Below are 15,873 nucleotides of genomic sequence, written 5' to 3' on the forward strand. Positions count from 1 at the left end.
CTTCGACGCCAGACTCATCGACGTACCGATCCGCACAGCTCATCCGCAGGCAGCCCGGTGTCATCGGCTGCCCGACATAGGAGACTTACCATGACTTCGGCCGTGACCATTCCCAGGCACGGGGGCACTGGAGGACGGACGGCCGTCGCCGCGCGGGCGCGGCAGGTCGTCAAGGCGTACGGGGCCGGGGAGACCCGCGTCGTCGCCCTCGACCATGTCGACGTGGACATCGCCCGCGGCCAGTTCACCGCGATCATGGGCCCCTCGGGGTCCGGCAAGTCCACCCTGATGCACTGCCTCGCCGGGCTCGACACCGTCACCAGCGGGCAGATCTACCTGGACGAGACCGAGATCACCGGGCTGAAGGACAAGAAGCTCACCCAGCTGCGGCGGGACCGGGTCGGGTTCATCTTCCAGGCGTTCAACCTGCTGCCCACGCTGAACGCGATCGAGAACATCACGCTGCCCATGGACATCGCGGGCCGCAAGCCGGACCGGCAGTGGCTCGCGCGCGTGGTGGACACCGTCGGCCTCGCGGACCGGCTCAAGCACCGGCCCACCCAGCTCTCCGGCGGACAGCAGCAGCGCGTCGCCGTGGCCCGCGCGCTGGCCGCCCGGCCCGAGATCATCTTCGGTGACGAGCCGACCGGAAACCTCGACTCGCGCGCGGGTGCCGAAGTACTGGGCTTCCTGCGGCAGTCCGTGGACGAGCTCGGGCAGACCATCGTCATCGTCACGCACGACCCGGTCGCCGCCTCCTACTCGGACCGCGTGCTGTACCTCGCCGACGGCCGGATCGTCGACGAGATGTACAAGCCCACCGCGGAGGCCGTCCTGGACCGCATGAAGGACTTCGACGCCCGGGGGCGTACGTCATGACCGTCATGAAGACGTCGATGCGCAACTTCTTCGCGCACAAGGGGCGCATGGCCCTCTCGGCGATCGCCGTGCTGCTGTCGGTGGGCTTCGTCTGCGGGACTCTGGTGTTCACCGACACCATGAACACCACCTTCGACAAGCTGTTCGCGGCCACCTCCTCCGATGTCACGGTGAGCGCGAAGGGCGCCTCGGACAGCGGTGAGACCACGTCCGACAACGGCAAACCGCCCGTCATGCCGGCCTCCGTGGTCGCCAGGGTGAAGTCGGCGCAGGGTGTGAAGGCGGCGGAGGGGACCGTCTTCTCGACCTCGGTGACCGTCGTCGACGCCAAGAAGGACAACCTCTCGCCCTCCAGCGGCGCCCCGACCATCGTCGGCAGCTGGAACGGCAACGACGCCCGCACCATGAAGATCACCTCCGGTTCGGCGCCCAAGGGCTCCGACCAGGTGATGGTCGACGCCGACACCGCCGACAAGCACCACCTGAGGCTCGGTGACACGCTGGCCGTGATCAGCGCGGTCGGCACGCACGACGCGCGGATCTCCGGCATCGCCTCCTTCCAGGTCACCAACCCCGGCGCGGCGATCTTCTACCTGGACACCAAGACCGCCCAGCAGACGCTCGTCGGGAAGACCGGTGTCTTCACCAACGTCAACGTCACCGCCGCCTCCGGGGTGAGCGACGACCAGCTGAAGCGGAACGTGGTCTCGGCGCTCGGCACCCACTACAAGGTGCAGACCGCCAAGGAGACCGCCGACGCCAACCAGAAGGACGTCGAGAGCTTCATGAACGTCATGAAGTACGCGATGCTCGGCTTCGCCGGGATCGCCTTCCTCGTCGGCATCTTCCTGATCATCAACACCTTCTCCATGCTGGTCGCCCAGCGCACCCGGGAGATCGGCCTGATGCGGGCCATCGGCTCCAGTCGCAAGCAGGTCAACCGGTCGGTGCTGGCCGAGGCGCTGCTGCTCGGCGTGACCGGCTCGGTCCTCGGCGTCGGCGCGGGCGTCGGACTCGCGGTCGGCCTGATGAAGATCATGGGCCAGATGGGCATGCACCTGTCCACCGCGGACCTCACGGTCGCCTGGACCACCCCGGTCGTCGGTCTCGTCCTCGGTGTCGTCGTCACCGTCCTCGCCGCGTACCTGCCCGCCCGCCGGGCCGGCAAGGTCTCCCCGATGGCCGCGCTGCGCGACGCCGGCGCCCCCGCCGACGCCAAGGCCGGTGCCGTACGGGCCGTGCTCGGCACGCTGCTGACCGCCGGCGGCGGCTTCGCCCTCTACCTGGCCGCCTCCGCCGACAAGGCGACCGGCGGCTCGCTCTGGCTGGGCCTGGGCGTGGTCCTGTCGCTGATCGGGTTCGTGGTGATCGGCCCGCTGCTCGCGGGCGGTGTCGTCCGGGTCCTGGGCGCCGTGCTGCTGCGGGCCTTCGGGCCGGTCGGGCGGATGGCCGAGCGCAACGCGCTGCGCAACCCGCGCCGTACGGGCGCCACGGGCGCCGCCCTGATGATCGGGCTCGCGCTGGTCGCCTGTCTGTCGGTGGTCGGCTCCTCGATGGTCGCCTCGGCGACGGACCAGCTCGACAAGACCGTCGGCACGGACTTCATCATCCAGTCCGACAGCGGCCAGATGATCACCCCGCAGGCGGTCAGGGCCGTGAAGTCGACGCCGGGCCTGACGCGGGTCACCGAGTACAAGACGACCGAGGCCGACTACACCACCCCGGACGGCAGGACGCTCAAGAACACCGACATCACGGCGGCCGACCCGACGTACGCGACGGACCTGCGGGTCAAGACCGTCGCCGGGAACCTCAAGGACGCCTACCTGCCCGACTCGATGTCGGTGCACGAGAAGTTCGCCAAGGCGCACGCCGTCCACCTGGGCTCGAAGATCCGCATCGCCTTCAAGGACGGCGCCACCGCCGACCTGACGGTCCGGGCCATCACCAGCAACGACGGGCTGATCGACGCGGGCTCGAAGTACACCTCCATCGCGACGCTCGCCAAGTACGTGCCGGCCGACAAGATGCCGCTGGACCAGCTGGTCTTCGCCACCGCCAAGGACGGGCAGCAGGACGCCGCGTACACGTCCCTGAAGTCCGCGCTGCACGACTACCCGCAGTACAAGGTGCGCGACCAGACCGACTACAAGCAGGCCCTGAAGGACCAGATCGGGCAGCTGCTCAACATGATCTACGGGCTGCTGGCGCTGGCGATCATCGTCGCGATCCTGGGTGTGGTGAACACACTGGCCCTCTCGGTGGTCGAGCGGACCCGGGAGATCGGCCTGATGCGGGCCATCGGTCTCTCCCGCCGCCAGATGCGCCGGATGATCCGCATGGAGTCCGTGGTCATCGCCCTCTTCGGCGCCCTGCTCGGCCTCGGCCTCGGCATGGGCTGGGGCGCGACGGCCCAGAAGCTCCTCGCCCTGGAGGGCCTGAAGGTCCTGGAGGTCCCCTGGTCCACGCAGATCACGGTCTTCCTCGGCTCCGCGGTCGTGGGCCTGGTCGCCGCCCTGATCCCGGCTTTCCGGGCGGGCCGGATGAACGTCCTGAACGCGATCGCCACCGAGTAGGGGAGCCACGGGGGGTACGACCACCGCACACGGGGGTTGCGGGGGAGAGCCCGGTGCCGGGAAGTCCTTGGGGGGACGTCCCGGCACCGGGTTTGTCGTATCCCCAGCTGTGTCCACAGCCCGACAGCGGTATCCACAGCCCCCGGCACGACCGCGGAGCGCGACGTACCCTGGGAACCCCCGGCCCGCCACGCGTGTCGGGTGGTTCGCGTTGCCCGCCCCGGACGAAAGCCGCCCCGAATGAGCCTGCACGGTCTGCTCGACGCCGTCGTCAAGGACCCCGCCCTCGCCGAAGCGATCAGAGCGGGGGCCGACGGCAACCGCATGTACGTCGACCTGGTCGGACCCCAGGCGGCCCGCCCCTTCGCGGTCGCCGCGCTGGCCCGCGAGACCGGCCGCCCGGTGCTGGCGGTGACGGCCACGGGACGGGAGGCGGAGGACCTGGCGGCCGCCCTGAGGTCGCTGCTGCCGCCGGAGGGGGTGGCGGAGTACCCGTCCTGGGAGACGCTCCCGCACGAGCGGCTCAGCCCGCGCAGCGACACCGTGGGACGTCGGCTGGCCGTCCTGCGCCGACTCGCCCACCCCCGCCCCGACGACCCCGAGACCGGACCGGTCTCCGTGGTCGTGGCGCCCGTACGGTCCGTGCTGCAGCCGCAGGTCAAGGGGCTCGGCGACCTGGAGCCGGTCGCGCTCAGGACCGGGCAGACCGCCGATCTGAACGAGGTCGTGGAAGCCCTCGCCGCCGCCGCTTACGCGCGCGTGGAGCTCGTCGAGAAGCGCGGCGAGTTCGCCGTACGAGGCGGCATCCTCGACGTCTTCCCCCCCACCGAGGAGCACCCCCTCCGCGTCGAGTTCTGGGGCGACGACGTCGAGGAGATCCGCTACTTCAAGGTCGCCGACCAGCGGTCCCTGGAGGTCGCCGAGCACGGCCTGTGGGCACCGCCGTGCCGCGAGCTGCTGCTCACCGAGGACGTCCGCGCACGCGCGCGTGCCCTCGCCGAGGAGCACCCGGAGCTGGGCGAGCTCCTGAACAAGATCGCCGAGGGCATCGCGGTCGAGGGCATGGAGTCCCTGGCCCCCGTCCTCGTCGACGACATGGAACTGCTCCTGGACGTGCTCCCCAAGGGCGCCATGACGGTCGTCTGCGACCCGGAGCGGGTCCGCACGCGTGCCGCCGACCTCGTGGCCACCAGCCAGGAGTTCCTGCAGGCGTCCTGGGCGGCCACCGCGGGCGGCGGCGAGGCCCCCATCGACGTCGGCGCGGCCTCCCTGTGGTCCATCGCGGACGTCCGGGAACGGGCCCGCGAGCTGGACATGATGTGGTGGTCCGTCTCGCCCTTCGCGGCCGACGAAGAGCTCACGGAGACATTTGCCGCTGACGCGGCGGGGGACACCCTCAAGCTCGGCATGCACGCCCCCGAGACCTACCGGGGCGACACCGCCAAGGCGCTCGCCGACACCAAGGGCTGGCTCGCCGACGGCTGGCGCACGGTGTTCGTCACCGAGGGCCACGGCCCGGCGGCCCGCACGGTCGAGGTGCTGGGCGGCGAGGGCATCGCCGCCCGCCTCGACATCGAGCTCGGCGCGATCGCGCCGTCCGTCGTGCACGTGGCGTGCGGCTCGATCGACTACGGCTTCGTGGACCCCGCGCTGAAGCTGGCCGTCCTGACCGAGACCGACCTCTCGGGGCAGAAGGCGGCCGGCAAGGACGGCGCCCGGATGCCGGCCCGCCGCCGCAAGACCATCGACCCGCTCACCCTGGAGGCGGGTGACTACATCGTCCACGAGCAGCACGGCGTGGGCCGCTACATCGAGATGGTGCAGCGCACGGTGCAGGGCGCCACGCGCGAGTACCTGGTCGTCGAGTACGCCCCCGCCAAACGCGGCCAGCCCGGCGACCGCCTCTACATCCCCACCGACCAGCTGGAGCAGATCACCAAGTACGTCGGCGGCGAGGCCCCCACCCTGCACCGCCTGGGCGGCGCCGACTGGACCAAGACCAAGGCGCGCGCCAAGAAGGCGGTCAAGGAGATCGCGGCCGACCTGATCAGGCTCTACAGCGCGCGGATGGCGGCGCCCGGGCACGCCTTCGGCTCGGACACCCCCTGGCAGCGCGAGCTGGAGGACGCCTTCCCCTACGCCGAGACCCCCGACCAGCTCACCACCATCGCCGAGGTCAAGGAGGACATGGAGAAGTCGGTCCCGATGGACCGCCTGATCTGCGGCGACGTGGGCTACGGCAAGACGGAGATCGCGGTGCGGGCCGCCTTCAAGGCGGTCCAGGACGGCAAGCAGGTGGCGGTCCTCGTCCCGACGACCCTGCTGGTTCAGCAGCACTTCGGGACGTTCGGCGACCGCTACTCCCAGTTCCCGGTCAACGTACGGGCGCTCAGCCGCTTCCAGACCGACACCGAGGCAAAGGCGGTGCTGGAGGGCCTGCGGGAGGGCTCGGTGGACGTCGTCATCGGCACCCACCGGCTGTTCTCCTCCGAGACCAAGTTCAAGGACCTGGGCCTGGTCATCGTCGACGAGGAGCAGCGCTTCGGCGTCGAGCACAAGGAGCAGCTGAAGAAGCTGCGTGCCAACGTGGATGTGCTCACCATGTCCGCGACACCCATCCCGCGCACCCTGGAGATGGCGGTCACCGGCATCCGCGAGATGTCCACCATCACCACCCCGCCGGAGGAGCGCCACCCGGTGCTCACCTTCGTCGGCCCCTACGAGGAGAAGCAGATCGGCGCCGCCATCCGCCGTGAACTGCTGCGTGAGGGCCAGGTCTTCTACATCCACAACCGCGTCGAGTCGATCGACCGGGCCGCCTCCCGGCTGCGCGAGATCGTCCCCGAGGCGAGGATCGCCACGGCCCACGGCCAGATGTCCGAGCAGACGCTGGAGCAGGTGGTCGTCGACTTCTGGGAGAAGAAGTACGACGTCCTGGTGTCGACCACGATCGTCGAGTCCGGCATCGACATCTCCAACGCGAACACGCTGATCGTGGAGCGCGGCGACAACTTCGGCCTCTCCCAGCTGCACCAGCTGCGCGGCCGGGTCGGCCGTGGCCGCGAGCGCGGCTACGCCTACTTCCTGTATCCGCCGGAGAAGCCGCTGACGGAGACCGCCCACGAGCGCCTGGCGACCATCGCCCAGCACACGGAGATGGGCGCGGGCATGTACGTGGCGATGAAGGACCTGGAGATCCGCGGCGCGGGCAACCTGCTCGGCGGTGAGCAGTCCGGCCACATCGCGGGCGTCGGCTTCGACCTGTACGTTCGCATGGTCGGCGAGGCGGTCGCGGACTACCGGGCCTCCCTGGAGGGCGGGGTGGAGGAGGAGCCGCCGCTGGAGGTCAAGATCGAGCTCCCCGTCGACGCCCACGTCCCGCACGACTACGCCCCCGGCGAGCGGCTGCGCCTGCAGGCCTACCGGGCCATCGCCTCCGTCAACACGGAGGAGGACATCACGTCCGTGCGCGAGGAACTCGTCGACCGCTACGGCAAGTTGCCCGAGCCGGTCGAGAACCTGCTCCTGGTGGCCGGGCTGCGCATGCTCGCCCGCGCGTGCGGGGTCGGCGAGATCGTCCTGCAGGGCAACAACATCCGCTTCGCGCCGGTGGAGTTGCGCGAGTCGCAGGAGCTGCGCGTCAAGCGCCTGTACCCCGGGTCCGTCATCAAGCCGGCGGTGCGCCAGGTCCTCGTACCGCGCCCCAAGACGGCCAAGGTGGGCGGGAAGCCGCTGGTCGGGCGCGAACTGCTCGGCTGGGTGGGGGAGTTCCTGACGTCGATTCTGGGGTCGTAGCGTTCAACGCTCACTCATTGCAATGAGTGACGGGGTGGGCTGTTGCGTTAAGTCGTCGCCCAGTGCAACGATTTCTAGCATCTGACCTGCATAAATGAATTGTGTGCGCAACGACTACGTTGAAGAAACTATGAATGCAACGTAGCGTTTCCGGTGTCAGAAACAGTGACCGACACAGGAGCGCATCATGCAGAAGTTCGACAGCCCCGTCCCCGTCTCCGCCGTCCTCGACATCCCCGCGGGCCGCGTCCAGTTCATCGCCTCCGACCGGGCCGACACCACGGTCGAGGTCCGGCCCGTGGACGCCTCCCGGAGCCGTGACGTGAAGGCGGCGGAGAAGGTCGAGGTCGCCTACGGCGACGGCGTCCTGCGGATCGCGGCCCCGGAGGCCGGGAACCAGCTCTTCGGCCCCTCCGGATCCGTCGAGGTGACCGTCCAGCTGCCCGCCGGCTCCCGAGTCGAGGCCAGGACCGGCAGCGCCGAACTCCGCGGAGTCGGCCGCCTCGGTGACGTCGCCTTCGACGGCGCCTACCGCCGGATCAAGCTCGACGAGGCCGCGAGCGTCCGCCTCACCGCCGTCGACGGCGACGTCGAGATCGGCCGCCTCGGCGGCTCGGCCGAGATCAGCACCGCACGGGGCGACATCCGCATCGCCGAGGCCGCACGCGGCACGGTCGTCCTGAGCACCCGGTCCGGCGACATCTCCGTCGCCGCGGCCCGCGGAGTGTCCGCCTCCCTGGACGCCGGCACCTCCCAGGGCCGCGTCAGCAACGCCCTCATGAACGACGGAACGGCCGGACTCGACATCCGCGCCACCACCGCCAACGGCGACATCACCGCCCGCAGCCTGTAATCCGCAGCCGGCAGAAAAAGAGGGGGGCACTTCTCATGACCGACCTGGCCATCGCGGCGAAGGGGCTGCGCAAGTCCTACGGAGACAAGGTCGTGCTCGACGGCGTCGACCTGGCCGTACCCACGGGGACGATCTTCTCCCTGCTCGGCCCGAACGGCGCCGGCAAGACCACCGCCGTCAAGATCCTCTCGACGCTGATCGGCGCGGACGGCGGCGAGATCAGCGTCGGCGGCCACGACCCGGCCGCAGACCCACAGGCGGTGCGCGCCGCGATCGGGGTGACGGGACAGTTCTCCGCCGTGGACGGACTGATCACCGGCGAGGAGAACATGCTCCTCATGGCCGACCTGCACCACCTGCCCCGCGGCGAGGGGCGGCGGGTGGCCGCCGAACTGCTGGAGCGCTTCGACCTGGTCGAGGCCGCGAAGAAGCCCGCCTCCACCTACTCCGGCGGCATGAAGCGCCGCCTGGACATCGCCATGACCCTGGTCGGCAGCCCCCGGATCATCTTCCTCGACGAACCCACCACCGGCCTGGACCCCCGCTCCCGGCACACCATGTGGCAGATCATCCGCGAGCTCGTCTCCGACGGTGTGAGCGTCTTCCTCACCACCCAGTACCTCGACGAGGCCGACGAACTGGCCGACCGCATCGCCGTCCTGCACGAGGGGAGGATCGCCGCCGAGGGCAGTGCGGAGGAGCTGAAGCGGCTCATCCCCGGCGGGCACATCCGGCTGCGCTTCAACGACCCGGCAGCCTACCGGGCGGCCGCCGCGGCCCTGGGCGAGGCCACCCGGCACGACGAGGCCCTCGCCCTGCAGATCCCCAGCGACGGCAGCCAGCGCGAACTGCGAGCCGTCCTGGACTGGTTGGACGCGGCCGACGTCGAGGCGGACGAACTGACCGTGCACACACCGGACCTGGACGACGTCTTCTTCGCCCTGACCGACACCCGCGGCGCCGGAACGGACGCCGGCACCGACAAGACCACGGAGGCCGCCCGATGAGCAGCTCCCTCGCCCTCGCCGTCCGCGACTCCTCCACGATGCTGCGCCGCAACCTCCTGCACGCCCGGCGCTACCCCTCGCTCACCCTGAACCTGCTGCTCACCCCGGTCATGCTGCTGTTGCTGTTCGTGTACATCTTCGGCAACGCGATGAGCGCGGGGGCGGGCCGCTCGGCCTACCTGGCCTACATCGTGCCCGGCATCCTGCTGATGACGATCGGCTCCACCGTGATCGGCACAGCGGTGTCGGTGTCCACCGACATGAGCGAGGGCATCATCGCCCGCTTCCGCACCATGGCCATCCACCGCGGCTCGATCCTCGTCGGACACGTCGTCGGCAGCGTCCTGCAGTCGGTCATGAGCGTGGTCCTGGTCGGCGCCGTCGCCGTGGCGATCGGCTTCCGCTCCACCGACGCGGGCGTCCTGGAGTGGCTGGCGGCGTTCGGGCTGATCGTGCTCTTCGCCCTGGCGCTCACCTGGATCGCGGTCGGCATGGGCCTGGTCAGCCCCAACGCCGAGGCCGCCAGCAACAACGCGATGCCGCTGATCCTGCTGCCCCTGCTGTCCAGCGCCTTCGTCCCGCTGCACTCCATGCCCGGCTGGTTCCAGCCCATTGCCCGGTACCAGCCCTTCACCCCCGCCATCGAAACCCTGCGCGGACTCCTCCTCGGCACGCACATCGGCAACAACGGGTGGATCGCGGTCGCCTGGTGCGTCGGCCTCGCGGTCCTCGGCTACGTCTGGTCCACCTCGGCGTTCGACCGGGACCCCAAGTAAGAGCGACCCCAGCCAGCCGTCGACCTCAACCAACCGTCGACCCCAACTAGCCTTGGATCAGCAGCAGTTCTACGGAAAGAACCGGCCGGCGCTCGGGTGATCCTGAGCGCCGTCCACGCATATGTTGGCGCCGTTGATCCCACCGGCCCGGGCCGACAGCAGGAAGCACGCCACATCGGCCACCTCCCGCAACTCCACCAGCCGGCCGCGCGGGAAGTCCTCGCGCGCGAAAGCCTCGTACCGCTCGGGCCGGTTGTCCCGGAACCAGGCCCAGCCCCCGCCCTCGAACATCACCGAACCCGGACTGAGCGCGTTCACCCGGATGTTGCGCGGCCCCAGTTCCTGGCCGAGCGTGGCGGCGAGGTGGATCTCCGCCGCCTTCGCGGAGGCGTACGACGACTTCGGGCCCGGCTTCCATCCCGTGATCGACGCCACGACCAGCGCGCTGCCGCCGCCGCGCCGCTCGAAGTGCGGTACCGCGGTACGGATGGCGTGGGCGGCGTGCAGCACGTTCAACTCGTAGGTGCGCAGCCAGTCCTCGGGCGTCGAGTCCAGCAGCCCGCCGCCGTACACCCCGCCGGCGTTGGCCACCAGCAGATCGAGCCCGCCCATCCGCTCGGCCCCCTCGTCCACCGCCCGGGCGAGCGCCTCCGGATCGCCGACGTCCGCCTGGACGCCGGGCAGCCCCGACTCCTTGAGCCGCTGCGGATCCCGTCCGCAGACGGTGACCTCAGCTCCCTCCTCCCGCAGCGCCCGGCCGATGGCCAGCCCGATCCCGGCGCTTCCGCCGGTGATGAAGGCCGTCTTCCCCGCAAGTCCCAGATCCATGGCGGGAGCCTGTCAGCACGTGCGCGGGCGCTCAACCCGCTTGCCGCCGCGGCCGATTGACGCGCCGCCGGACGTCCGCGGGGAGGGTGGTTCGCGGACGGCCTGGCACTGGCGTGTGGCGCAGGGGAGAGGTTCTCGCGCTACGGCTGGTCCGGCCGGTCGCGGTCCATGCCGAGCTGGCCCTCGATCCGCTGCTGCGCGTCGTCGACCTGGCTCTCGTACTTGTTGCCGGTCCTCTCGTTGGCCTTCCGTTCAGCGGCGTCGGACATGTCCTTGGCCTTGTCCTGCAGCTGACGGTTGCTCTTGAACCTGTCGAAGATGCCCATACAGAGCTCCTTTGGGAGGTGACTCAGCAACGACGATACGACCCATTTACGTGGTATGCCCACTGGGGTCCCTGGTGGTCTGGACCGCATGAGTGCCCCCGCGAGCCCTGCGGCTACGGTGTGCGCGGCGCCGTACCAGGGAAGGCGCACCCTGCGGGGGCCGACCGGAGGAGCAAGGGGAGGGGCGCATCGTGATGCGTCTGAGGGGCGGGGCCGCGGTCGCCGTCGTACTGGTGTGTGCCGTTGCCGGATGCAAGGCGGAGACGCGGACGGGCTCGAGCGGACCGCGGGAGACCGGCGCCGGAGGGGCCGCGCTCCAGGCTGCCGAGTCGCTGACCGTGAAGGGGCGGGCGCCGAAGACCGGTTACGCCCGCGAGCGCTTCGGCACCGCCTGGGCGGACACCGACTCCAACGACTGCGACACCCGCGACGACATCCTCAAACGGGACCTCAAGGAGGTGAGGTTCACCAGCGGCAGCTGCAAGGTGTCGTACGGTCTGCTCCCCTCGGATCCCTACTCCGGCAAGGAGGTGACCTACCGGCGCGGCCGCAGCCTCGTCGACATCGACCACATCGTCCCGCTCTCCGACGCCTGGCAGAAGGGCGCCAAGTACTGGGACGCCCGCAAGCGCATAGCCCTCGCCAACGACCCGCTCAACCTCATAGCCGTCGACGCGAGCACCAACCGCTCCAAGGGTGACGGCGACGCGGCGACCTGGCTGCCGCCCAACAAGTCCTACCGGTGCACCTACGTCGCCGGGCAGGTCGCGGTGAAGAAGAAGTACGGGCTGTGGGTGACCGCCGCCGAGAAGTCCGCCATGGAGAAGGTGCTGGGGACCTGCCCCGGCCAGAAACTGCCCACCGGCGGCAATCCGACCGAGGCACCGGCCCGTTTCCACGCGGACTGACCCGGATCAGCCGCCGAGGGCGTCCAAGTCGACGATCTTGCCGGCCGGCTTCCGCGCCGGAACCGGCTGCTCGTAGTCGCTGAAGGTGAGGGAGCCGGCGTCCTTGGCCGTGCTGTCCAGACGGAGCAGGTACGGCTTGCCCTCGGTGGCGACGTACAGGGTGTAACTCTCTTTGCCGTCCTTCACCTTCAGTACGACCGCCCGCGCACCGTCGACCGTAGCCGTACCCGCGCGGGTCGCCGTCGGGTCCGCCGTACCGCCCGAAGAGCCGCCACTGTCACCGGAGTTGACGTCCTCGGCCCCGCCGAGCACCGTGTCCAGGTCGCAGAAGCTCGCGATGTCCTTCGCGTCGGAGCCCTTGGCGGACATCTTGGCCCACTTCCCGGCCAGCAGGGCGACCGCGGCGTCGGTGTCCGCCTTGGACTCGCCCTTGCCCTGGGCGCGCAGGAACGCCTCGTCGTACTTCATGTACACCGTGTCGCCCGTCTTGATCAGGTCGGCCTTGCCCTGGCCGCCCATGCCGATCGTCCCGGCGCACTCGGTCTTCTTGTTCAGCGCCATGTCGAGACTGATCGTCCCGCTGCTCTCGTCGTCCTGGACGTCGCCCTTGAGGCGGAGCGAGGAGGCGCCGGTGGTGGCCGTCATGGCCCGGTCCGCGATCTGAGCGGCGCTCAGACCGGCGAAGGGGTCCTTGGGCCCGCTCGACGTGGGGGTGGCGGACGCCTTTCCGTCCGCCTTGTTCTGACCGGCCTGCTCGGAATGCCCGGACTGGCAGGCGGTGAGTCCTGTGGTGGCCGCCGCGACGAGGCAGAGGGCGGCAAGTGCGGTACGACGCATGACAGTTCCTTGGTTACGACGGTGATGGTGAGGGATGGTGTGAGGTGAGCGGCGGTGTCGGCCCGCTCGGTCAGCCGGTCTTCTTCCAGGCCTTGCAGCCGGTCGTCTTGAAGTAGGCGTCCGAGGCGTTGATGGTGACCACGGCCGTGCCGGTCACGTTGTTGTTCGCGATGATCGACTCGAGCGAGTGGTCGGCGTCCTTGGCCCGCTCCCAGTGGCAGGCGTCGTCGGCGTTTCCCGTGGAACGGTAGGTGCCCGGCGCGATGTCGGCACCCACTCTGAACATGCCGCCGTCGCCGGCCATGGCGGTGGCGGGCGTGCCCTTCGCCATGGTGCCGACGGCCTGCCATTCCTTGCAGCCACTGGATACGAACAGTCCGTCGGTGGGCTTGACGGTGACGTAACTGGTGCCGGTCACATGGTCGTTGGCCAGGACCGTGTCCGTCCCGCCCTTCGCGTCCTTGGCGCGCTCCCAGTAGCAGGTGCCGTGGCCGTTGCCGGTGGTGCGGTAGGTGCCGGGCTTGATGTCGGTCCCGACCCGGAAGTCGCCATATCCCGCGAACGCGGCCTTGTTCTCGGAACGGGCGCCGGGACGGGTGCCGGTGCCGTTGGCGCCGGCGTTCGCCGATACGACGCCGATGACCACGAACCCCACGACGGCGCCCAGCGCCACCTTGCCCTTCGTGCCCATGCCGATGTCTTCCCCCTCGGACCTGCGACCGCCGCGTGTCAGCCATCGCTTGTTCGCTGGGTCAATAACAGCAGAGCGTGTGAACCGAGTCAACATGATTCACGCGAATGATTGCGTACACGGTGTGAAGGGGTAGATCTTGCGCGCGTCGATATGCTCGGCGTCACACGCAACGAGGGGAGCCGGCGGTGCAGGACAACGCGACAGAGGTGACCGCCGCCGGGATCGCCCGGCTGGCCGGCGTCGGCCGGGCCGCCGTGAGCAACTGGCGGCGCCGCCACGCCGACTTCCCGAAACCGGTCGGCGGCACTGAGGCCAGCCCGTCCTTCGCCCTGGCCGAGGTCGAGGCATGGCTGCGCAAGCAGGGCAAACTCGCCGAGGTGCCGTTGCGCGAGCGCGTCTGGCAGCAGCTCGCGGGCCATCCGGCCGGACCGGTCGCGGCGCTGATCCACGCGGGCTGCGCCCTGCTGCTCATCCATGACCGGCCAACGGTGTGGCTGGAGGCGTCCGCGGGCTCGGACGAACGGCTGGCCGCGATGCTGCCTGAGGCACTGGAGCCGGTGCTGGCGGGGCGGTTCTCGAACGGGTCGGGCTCCGTGAACGGCCCGAGCCCTGTGAACAGCCTGAGGTCTGCTAGCAGCCTGAGGTCTGTGAACAATCCGAGCCCTGTGAACACCTTCCCGGCCGTTCACATCCCCAGCGGCCCCCAACTCCTCCCCTCCGTCCCCCTCCTGCGCGGTGCCGCCGAACTCGCCGCCGAGCTGGGGGCGCGGCAGACCTTCGAGTTCCTGCTCGGCCGGCATCTCGACGCCAACCCGCGCCAGTACACGCTGACCCCCGCCGAACTCGCCGGTCTCATGGCCGACCTGGCCGGTCCGGCCCGCACGCTCCTCGACCCGGCCGCCGGCACGGGCGCCCTCCTGGGTGCCGTCGCCACCCGACCCGACCAGGAGCTGTACGCCCAGGACAGCGCCCCCGACCTCGCCGCGCTCACCGCGCTCCGCCTCGCGCTGCACACCCGCGCCGGCGTGCGCGGCGCTGCCGGTGACTCGCTGCGCGCCGACGCCTTCCCGCAACTGCGCGCCGACGCCGTCCTGTGCCACCCCCCGTTCAACGAGCGCAACTGGGGACACGACGAACTCGCCTACGACCCCCGCTGGGAGTACGGCTTCCCGGCCCGCAACGAGTCCGAGCTGGCCTGGGTCCAGCACGCCCTCGCCCGGCTGCGCGACGGCGGCACCGCCGTCCTGCTCATGCCGCCGGCCGCCGCCTCCCGCCGCTCGGGCCGCCGGATCCGCGCCGACCTGCTGCGCCGGGGCGCGCTGCGCGCCGTGGTCGCCCTGCCCGTCGGCGCGGCCCCGCCGTACAACATCCCGCTGCACCTGTGGGTGCTGCGCCGGCCCGACAGGGCGCCCGCGCAGCCCGAGGTACTGCTCGTGGACACCGGGCAGTTCGCGACGGAGGGGCGCGGCGGGCCCGACTGGCGGGCGGTGCGCGAGGCGGTCATGGGCGCCTGGAGCGCCTTCGACGGCGCGGGAAGGCTGGAGGAGCGCCCGGGTCTCGCCCGCTCCCTGCCCGTCATCGACCTCCTGGACGACGACGTCGACCTCGCCCCGGCCCGCCACCTCCCGCCGCCTACCGCGCCCGAGGGCGCCGGGGCGCTCACCGCCGTACGCGAGCGCCTCGGCGAGACCCTGCGGCTGACCGCCGACCTCACTCCGCCGCCCGCGGACCCCGCGCAGCCCGCGCCCCGCTGGCCGTTCACCACCGTCGGCGAACTCGCGCGCGGGGGAGCCCTGGTGCTGCGCACCGGCGGGAACGGCGGCCACGCGCGCGTGCCCGTCCTCACCGACCACGACGTCCTCGCCGGCACCGGGCCGTCCGGGTTGCTCCCCGAGAGCGACGAGGAGGCGGTGCTGACCGAGCCGGGCGATGTGGTCGTGCCGGTGCTCGGCGGGGGCGCGGTGGCGCGCGTGATCGACGACGCGACGCAGGGCGTCGCCCTGGGGCGCAATCTCGTGCTCCTGCGCCCCGATCCCACCGCGCTCGACCCCTGGTTCCTCGCCGGGTTCCTGCGCGGCACCGCAAACAACCGCCAAGCCAGCAGCTATGCGTCCACGGCCACGCGTCTGGACGTGCGCCGGCTCCAGCTGCCCCGGCTCGCGCTCGACGAACAACGGCGCTACGGCGCGCGTTTCCGCGCACTCGACGAGTTCGAGCGGGCGCTCAGGCGCGCGAACCGGCTTGGCGACCAGCTCGTGCGCGGGATGTACGACGGGCTGACGGACGGGACGGTGGCGCCCGGCTGAGGTCACGCGCCACCACCGGGATCGGATCGGCAGGACAACGGTTCGGTACAAGCCGGACCCGTTGTCCTTGTCGGCCTATACGCTCGGA

General features: G+C 70.7%; 12 protein-coding genes. 8 read left to right on the forward strand and 4 right to left on the reverse strand.

All coding sequences use genetic code 11. The annotated features are described in order from the left end of the window. Window positions 1-90 precede the first annotated feature (90 nt). The 6 genes from ABZ453_RS16425 (at window position 91) to ABZ453_RS16450 (ending at window position 9,886) form a co-directional block, all read left to right on the forward strand. Window positions 91-879 (forward strand): ABC transporter ATP-binding protein, encoded by a 789-nt coding sequence (locus tag ABZ453_RS16425; RefSeq protein WP_359015640.1) that lies wholly within the window; start codon window positions 91-93, stop codon window positions 877-879. Then, on the forward strand, window positions 876-3,455 hold the full coding sequence (locus tag ABZ453_RS16430) for an FtsX-like permease family protein (RefSeq protein ID WP_359015641.1): 2,580 nt from the start codon (window positions 876-878) through the stop codon (window positions 3,453-3,455). Before ABZ453_RS16425 ends, ABZ453_RS16430 begins: the two co-directional genes overlap by 4 nt. A gap of 240 nt (window positions 3,456-3,695) precedes the next feature. Further along, window positions 3,696-7,250, forward strand: coding sequence for a transcription-repair coupling factor (gene mfd / locus ABZ453_RS16435; protein ID WP_359015642.1), 3,555 nt, complete (start codon window positions 3,696-3,698; stop codon window positions 7,248-7,250). A 187-nt stretch (window positions 7,251-7,437) separates the two neighbouring features. Continuing rightward, complete coding sequence (locus tag ABZ453_RS16440; protein WP_359015643.1) at window positions 7,438-8,103, forward strand: DUF4097 family beta strand repeat-containing protein; 666 nt, start codon at window positions 7,438-7,440, stop codon at window positions 8,101-8,103. A 35-nt stretch (window positions 8,104-8,138) separates the two neighbouring features. Next, window positions 8,139-9,110, forward strand: a complete 972-nt coding sequence (locus ABZ453_RS16445) for an ATP-binding cassette domain-containing protein (RefSeq protein WP_359015644.1) — start codon at window positions 8,139-8,141, stop codon at window positions 9,108-9,110. Further along, window positions 9,107-9,886, forward strand: a complete 780-nt coding sequence (locus ABZ453_RS16450; protein WP_359015645.1) for an ABC transporter permease — start codon at window positions 9,107-9,109, stop codon at window positions 9,884-9,886. Before ABZ453_RS16445 ends, ABZ453_RS16450 begins: the two co-directional genes overlap by 4 nt. 69 nt (window positions 9,887-9,955) lie before the next feature. Here ABZ453_RS16450 and ABZ453_RS16455 read toward each other — a convergent pair whose 3' ends face one another. Together ABZ453_RS16455 and ABZ453_RS16460 are read right to left on the reverse strand one after the other, a co-directional pair. Continuing rightward, entirely contained in the window at window positions 9,956-10,714 is a 759-nt protein-coding gene (locus ABZ453_RS16455; RefSeq protein ID WP_359015646.1) for an SDR family oxidoreductase, read from the reverse strand. Between the two features lie 140 nt (window positions 10,715-10,854). Continuing rightward, window positions 10,855-11,040: an antitoxin gene (locus ABZ453_RS16460; protein WP_133045916.1), complete on the reverse strand. Its 186-nt coding sequence runs from the start codon at window positions 11,038-11,040 to the stop codon at window positions 10,855-10,857. Window positions 11,041-11,234: 194 nt separating this feature from the next. On the opposite strand from ABZ453_RS16460, the gene ABZ453_RS16465 reads away from it, so the two are divergent. Continuing rightward, window positions 11,235-11,948 (forward strand): HNH endonuclease family protein, encoded by a 714-nt coding sequence (locus ABZ453_RS16465; protein WP_359015675.1) that lies wholly within the window; start codon window positions 11,235-11,237, stop codon window positions 11,946-11,948. A gap of 6 nt (window positions 11,949-11,954) precedes the next feature. Here ABZ453_RS16465 and ABZ453_RS16470 read toward each other — a convergent pair whose 3' ends face one another. Together ABZ453_RS16470 and ABZ453_RS16475 are read right to left on the reverse strand one after the other, a co-directional pair. Beyond that, on the reverse strand, window positions 11,955-12,785 hold the full coding sequence (locus ABZ453_RS16470; RefSeq protein ID WP_359015647.1) for a hypothetical protein: 831 nt from the start codon (window positions 12,783-12,785) through the stop codon (window positions 11,955-11,957). A gap of 70 nt (window positions 12,786-12,855) precedes the next feature. Continuing rightward, window positions 12,856-13,476, reverse strand: a complete 621-nt coding sequence (locus tag ABZ453_RS16475; protein ID WP_359015648.1) for a hypothetical protein — start codon at window positions 13,474-13,476, stop codon at window positions 12,856-12,858. Between the two features lie 188 nt (window positions 13,477-13,664). Here ABZ453_RS16475 and ABZ453_RS16480 point away from each other — a divergent pair, with 188 nt between their 5' ends. After that, the gene (locus ABZ453_RS16480; protein ID WP_359015649.1) at window positions 13,665-15,785 is read left to right on the forward strand and encodes an N-6 DNA methylase; all 2,121 of its coding nucleotides are present in this window, start codon (window positions 13,665-13,667) and stop codon (window positions 15,783-15,785) included. Window positions 15,786-15,873 lie beyond the last annotated feature (88 nt).

This window comes from Streptomyces sp. NPDC005799, assembly GCF_040630525.1.
GTDB lineage: Bacteria > Actinomycetota > Actinomycetes > Streptomycetales > Streptomycetaceae > Streptomyces > Streptomyces griseorubiginosus_B.

Excerpts from the sequence above, each read along its gene's own strand:
- ABZ453_RS16465 (WP_359015675.1), top strand. The coding sequence starts at position 11,235 with ATGCGTCTGAGGGGCGGGGCCGCGGTCGCCGTCGTACTGGTGTGTGCC.
- ABZ453_RS16445 (WP_359015644.1), top strand. The coding sequence starts at position 8,139 with ATGACCGACCTGGCCATCGCGGCGAAGGGGCTGCGCAAGTCCTACGGA.
- ABZ453_RS16455 (WP_359015646.1), bottom strand. The coding sequence starts at position 10,714 with ATGGATCTGGGACTTGCGGGGAAGACGGCCTTCATCACCGGCGGAAGC.
- ABZ453_RS16425 (WP_359015640.1), top strand. The coding sequence starts at position 91 with ATGACTTCGGCCGTGACCATTCCCAGGCACGGGGGCACTGGAGGACGG.
- ABZ453_RS16475 (WP_359015648.1), bottom strand. The coding sequence starts at position 13,476 with ATGGGCACGAAGGGCAAGGTGGCGCTGGGCGCCGTCGTGGGGTTCGTG.
- ABZ453_RS16440 (WP_359015643.1), top strand. The coding sequence starts at position 7,438 with ATGCAGAAGTTCGACAGCCCCGTCCCCGTCTCCGCCGTCCTCGACATC.
- ABZ453_RS16460 (WP_133045916.1), bottom strand. The coding sequence starts at position 11,040 with ATGGGCATCTTCGACAGGTTCAAGAGCAACCGTCAGCTGCAGGACAAG.
- mfd (WP_359015642.1), top strand. The coding sequence starts at position 3,696 with ATGAGCCTGCACGGTCTGCTCGACGCCGTCGTCAAGGACCCCGCCCTC.
- ABZ453_RS16470 (WP_359015647.1), bottom strand. The coding sequence starts at position 12,785 with ATGCGTCGTACCGCACTTGCCGCCCTCTGCCTCGTCGCGGCGGCCACC.
- ABZ453_RS16450 (WP_359015645.1), top strand. The coding sequence starts at position 9,107 with ATGAGCAGCTCCCTCGCCCTCGCCGTCCGCGACTCCTCCACGATGCTG.
- ABZ453_RS16430 (WP_359015641.1), top strand. The coding sequence starts at position 876 with ATGACCGTCATGAAGACGTCGATGCGCAACTTCTTCGCGCACAAGGGG.